This is a genomic window from Shewanella sp. 125m-7, assembly GCF_052977045.1.
On record NZ_JBRILQ010000082.1, the window covers coordinates 1 to 5453 of the forward strand.

Annotated in this window: 3 protein-coding genes; all 3 read right to left on the minus strand. The window is 44.2% G+C overall.

What is annotated here, in order from left to right:
• Positions 1-780 precede the first annotated feature (780 nt).
• Positions 781-1977 (minus strand): serine/threonine-protein kinase, encoded by a 1197-nt coding sequence (locus ACVBIL_RS20435; RefSeq protein ID WP_447168770.1) that lies wholly within the window; start codon positions 1975-1977, stop codon positions 781-783.
• Between the two features lie 198 nt (positions 1978-2175).
• On the minus strand, positions 2176-2433 hold the full coding sequence (locus ACVBIL_RS20440) for a hypothetical protein (RefSeq protein WP_447168771.1): 258 nt from the start codon (positions 2431-2433) through the stop codon (positions 2176-2178).
• A 794-nt stretch (positions 2434-3227) separates the two neighbouring features.
• Positions 3228-4916 carry an NAD-dependent malic enzyme gene (locus ACVBIL_RS20445; protein WP_447168772.1) on the minus strand — a complete coding sequence of 563 codons (1689 nt, stop codon included), beginning with the start codon at positions 4914-4916 and terminating at the stop codon, positions 3228-3230.
• Positions 4917-5453 lie beyond the last annotated feature (537 nt).

A 5453-nucleotide genomic window follows, 5' to 3' on the forward strand; every position in this document is an offset into this window, starting at 1 on the left:
GATGAGTTTAAGCAACTACATCGTGGCCCATTGTGAGGCCGATTAAAAGTGGATGGGTCCATTCCATTATCCATGCCTCTCGTTCGAGAGCTTGATAACTTCGTTACCTCTCACCAGAACATGGACGGTCACGACCGTATCTACACCAGGTTAGACAAGCGTCATTCTAGGCATTTGGAGTTATGGCTAAAGCCCTAGCTCGTTACTGGGCAAGATCTCATTTACCACGAAGGACACGGAGCGCTACGCTACACGAAGAAAAGCAACAGCTATAACAAAAGCAGCAGCAAAAGACTCGTCATCAACATGTTGAACTTTTGCTCTACGATCTTCTCCGTGACCTCCGTGTATTAGATACGGGCCTCATGCTTCAACAACAAATCGCCTAACGGCTCAGATGGGACATCCATGTCCCCCCGAGCCTGAACCATCATCCATGATGGTCCTACTGCATTTTTATCTACGCACTTCGGCAACTCCGATGGGGAACTGGGCTTTTCTGTGAGCTTGAGGAGCCAGCAAGTTTTAACGTTATGGTTAAAGGCAAATTTGGTATAGGGCTGGAATAAAAAAGGATATGGCTGTCCTATCTTTGTCTTACATATGTTCAGGGCTCGCGGACTCATTTTTGGACATAAACGTGCTAGATTTTATACTCTAAATGCAACTTGTAGGATTATCTGAGATAGGGATAACGCCTACAATAGGAGTGCACAAACCAAAGTGAATTCAACCCAACAAGCATCTATTGTAAGTCATTATTAATGAAAGTGTAGGTCCTCAGAATGGAATGTCATCGGATTTAATGGGTTGTGGAGCCGCTTGTCTATACCCATAACCTTGTTGAGGTTGTGGTTGTTTGCTTTTACATTTCGAACAACCATCTGAAGTATCTTTGCCCATATCAATTTTCTTTAAATATGAACCACATTTTTCACACTCAGGAACTTTAAAAAGCTCTCCACCGCAGCCACCACAAAATGGAGTGTTTGCTATCGGATATCCGCAAGTACATTGATATACGAGTTTATTCCCACAAAATGTGCAGTGGGTATCGGTGCACTCTTCGATGAAATACGCCCCCTTGTAGTATCCGTTCGAGGACCAATCTGCACTTGGACATTTTAGATCGTTACACAGCGCGCGACCAGGATTGTTCCCCCCAAAGTGTCCAGTACCAAAGCCCCCCTGTAGTTCACGTAAAAACTCACTGACATTTGAATATCGATCTTTGCTGTCATATTCACATGCTTTGGTTATTATCTTTCGCAAAGCAAAAGGTATAGAAAGTTTTGGTTTCTCTAGTGCTTGAACTGAAGGCGTACCAGTTAACAACTTGCATAGAGTTAAACCGAGCGAAAATATATCAGTGCGTTGATCTACATTCTTCATGTCAATACTTTGTTCTGGAGAAATGTATTCAACAGAGCCTAAGTGATCGCCTGTTCTGGTTGCACGCGTAAGATTAGGTCTTCCAGACGGAGCTAAGCCGATTGAGAAATCAATAAGGTAAGTATGCCCAGTTTCAGACAACATGATGTTAGAGGGTTTTATATCTCGATGAATGATCTCTTTCGAGTGAACTAATGCCAATGCATCTAGGACTTGTGTAGCAATTTGAACAACCTGCCGTTGTTCTAAAACACCATTTTTATTCGTATACTCCTCTAAATTCATTCCATCTATATATTCCATAACGATGTAAGGTATTGCACTTTCACTGCCCATAACCTCACCAATTGTTATAACATATGGGATTGCTGGGTGTTGGATTTCAGCTAGAATGAAAGCCTCCCTCTTGAATTTCTTCCTTAGTTCTTCATTATTTTTATTAAGTGCGCTATCAAAAAACTTAACGGCAACAAATCTATTAAGTGAAGGTTGCTTTGCTTTCTTAGTTTTTCCAGAAAGACCAGCCCCAATATCTTCTAAGAGCTCAAAACCTTGTCGCTTTAGGTGTATGTTATAACTATTCAATTCAACCTCTTATAGCGAATATCTACTTATCCTGACTCAGTAAAGTATCTATCATTAGATATAATCATGCTACTGGTAATAGCTCGTAACTTACTTTCGGGCAACTTTCTGTTAGAGAGTGTGACGTTACCAGCCGAGGACAAACATCATCTGCACAGTGTTGTTAGTCGACTGTTTCAAGTGGCTCAATTTACTTAACTACAGCCTTTCTACCATTGATTCTGGAAACTCTAAGCCAGCCCACTTTATCCATTGTGGTTCAGTGTATTCAGGATTATTAAGTAATGCTTGAGCAGTAGGGAAAGCTGTCATTCCACCTTCGTCTTCTGATTCGGTTTCGAAAACAATATATTTACCTTCTGCCGTTTTATACATTTGTGTTTTTCGATCTTTACCAAGTAAAATACCAGTGAATTTATATACTTTGGAAAGGTGTATAACTGTAATTTCTTCCATTTTCATACCTAACTTTTGGTAATGAACAAGTTCAGTAGACACTCTCTAGCATTACTAAAACTTGGTCAAGATGTTGATGATTTTATCACTTATAATAACCGCCCCAACAAGCTTTGGTCGGATAAGCGGCACTAGTTACCAAGTGCCGCTCTCCTAATAACCGTACGTGCAACTTTCACTGCATAGGGCTCAAGCCTTCACTAAGGCGTACTATGATATATCGGGTCAGAGTAAACTTTTATAAATTAAACGTTTATCCGGTGATTATGGGCTCACAGGAAACACCTATTTCCCCATCGAAGTTGCCGAAGTACGCAGATGAAAATGCCGTGGATCCATCATGGATGATGGCTTAGGCTCGGGGGGACATGGATGTCCCATCTGAGCCGTTAGGCGATTTTTATTGGAGTATGAGGCCCGTATCTAATGCATTTAACTTCGTCGGGGCGTCATGGTGGATGCAAGGAGGATAAGGACGAGCAGTCCTCCTTGCCGGGTGTGGGATGGAATCCCACGACTTTTGTCAGGCGCAGCCTGATGCATTACCAATGTGGCAATGCCACGACCTTTATCAAGCGGAGCTTGATTGCTTACAACGTAGTTTGTTAGACAGCGTCTAACTTAAAGCTCGAGCGCAGCTTGGTAGATAAACATCTCGGCTGTAAGGCCGCCGATCTGATACTCCCAACTCAAACAAAACCCCAAACCCCAAAAACAAAAAAGCAGCCAAATATGACTGCTTTTCAAATGCTATTTGTAGCTTTAAGCCTAAAGCCTAACTCTAGAACTAAAGCCTAGAACGCAGTTCTTTTATAACTACGATACTCTGCTGTCCAGAAGTTATCTTCAATCGCATAAGTCAGCAACTCATTGGTTGTTGGTAAAGCATGACCTTCTTCAATCGCTACTCTGGCAACGGCAAACGCAATACGCTTACTGACCATATGAATATCTTCAAGCTTAGGTAATAACGAACCTTCACCATCAATCGATAATGGTGAACACTCGGCTAACGCGCGGCTCGATGCCATCAACATGGCATCACTCACACGTTTTGCGCCTGAGGCTAATACGCCTAGGCCAATACCTGGGAAGATATAACTGTTATTACACTGGGCGATTTCATAAGTCACATCATCGACGACCACGGGCTCAAACGGGCTCCCCGTTGCCACTAGCGCTTGACCTTTGGTCCAGTGCAAGATGTCTTTTGGCGTTGCTTCAACACGACTAGTTGGGTTCGATAAAGGGAACACAATTGGGCGTTTGCAATGGCTGTGCATCGCTTTGATGATCTCTTCAGTAAACAAGCCAGGTGCACCTGATACACCTATCAATACTGTTGGTTTAGCATTGTTGACGACATCGAGTAGTGAGATGTTGTCGCTAAAGTTATCCCAGTTGGCAATGTCATCGCACTGCTGCGCCAGCTTTTGCTGGAATGGCAGCAAATTAGGCATGTTTGATTGCAGCATGCCCCAGCGATCAACCATAAACACTTGCTTGCGAGCCTGAGTTTCACTAATGCCTTCAGACACCATCTGCGCCACGATGGCCTCTGCAATACCACAACCTGCCGAGCCAGCACCTAAGAAGGTAATGCGTTGCTCACTAAGCTTACTTTTTGCGGCTTTACAGGCGGCTAAGAGCGAGCCAACGGTTACTGCAGCCGTACCTTGAATATCATCGTTAAAGCAGCAGTATTGATCTTTATAGCGCTCTAGCAGTGGCATGGCGTTCTTTTGCGCGAAATCCTCAAACTGGATCAGTGCATCTGGCCAGCGGCGACTGACAGCTTGCATAAAGGCTTCTACAAACTCTTTATACTCTTCGCCGCCAATACGCGGGCTACGCATACCCATATACATTGGGTCTTCAAGCAGATGCGGGTTATCGGTACCCACATCTAAGGTTATTGGCAGGGTGTAAGCTGGGCTAATACCACCACAGCTGGTGTAGAGTGACAGCTTACCAATAGGGATCCCCATGCCGCCAATACCTTGGTCGCCTAAGCCTAAAATGCGTTCACCGTCGGTCACCACGATGATTTTCACTTTTTGACGAGTCGAGTTATTAAGAATGTCGTCGATACGGTCTTTATTGGCGTACGAGATAAATAGGCCACGGTTACGGCGATAATCTTTAGAAAAACGCTCACAGGCCATACCCACAGTTGGGGTATAGATGATAGGCATCATCTCGGTAATGTGGTTTTGTACTAGACGGTAATACAAGGTCTCGTTGGTATCTTGAATGTTTCTAAGATAGATGTGTTTATCGAGATCATTGCTGAAGTTTTTATATTGGTCGTAAGCGCGTGAGGCTTGCTCTTCAATGGTTTCAATCACGTGTGGCAGTAGGCCTTCTAGATTGAAAAATATCCGTTCTTCGTCGGTGAAAGCGCTGCCTTTGTTGATCAAAGGGGCTTCAAGAATGGCTGGACCGGCAAAAGGAAGATAGAGCGGGCGTTTATTATCGTCCATTGGAAACCTTTTCTTTATTTTTGTTAGTTGGATGACAGGTGATGCGAATCACGGAAGATTAACACAAAGCGTGATCTTTGTTAGCGGTTGCGGCCGAATTAAGCTAACTTTTTTAGATATGGGAAAAGGGAAGGTTCTAGGAAAGGCAAACAGCAAAGAGGATGAAAGCCAAGACGGAGAAAGCAAAGACGGTAACAGCCGAACGGCCTGCGGCCTAGGGAACGTGACTACGTCACTACGGAACGCTGCGCTTACGGAAAAAATAGGAAAGGCTGAGAAAGGTCCTAGTTCCTAGGTCCTAAAACCTAGAGCCTAGAGCCTAAGATATGTAGCTCGGGCTTTAGCCCGTCAAGCCTTTGCACTTTCTAGCAGGGCGAAGCCCGCCCTCGCAGCGTAGCGCCCTAGAGTCGAGGCTCTTCTTCCTAGGACCTTCTTTTAAAAAAAAAGCACCGCCATTGGCAGCAATGCCGATCGTTTAAGAGGACTTGACCGATCCTGCAGATGAAAGATAATCCCTACCAGTATTCTGGTGGGGAT

Coding starts and splice junctions, on each gene's coding strand:
- ACVBIL_RS20440 (WP_447168771.1), bottom strand. CDS start 2,433: ATGGAAGAAATTACAGTTATACACCTTTCCAAAGTATATAAATTCACT.
- ACVBIL_RS20445 (WP_447168772.1), bottom strand. CDS start 4,916: ATGGACGATAATAAACGCCCGCTCTATCTTCCTTTTGCCGGTCCAGCC.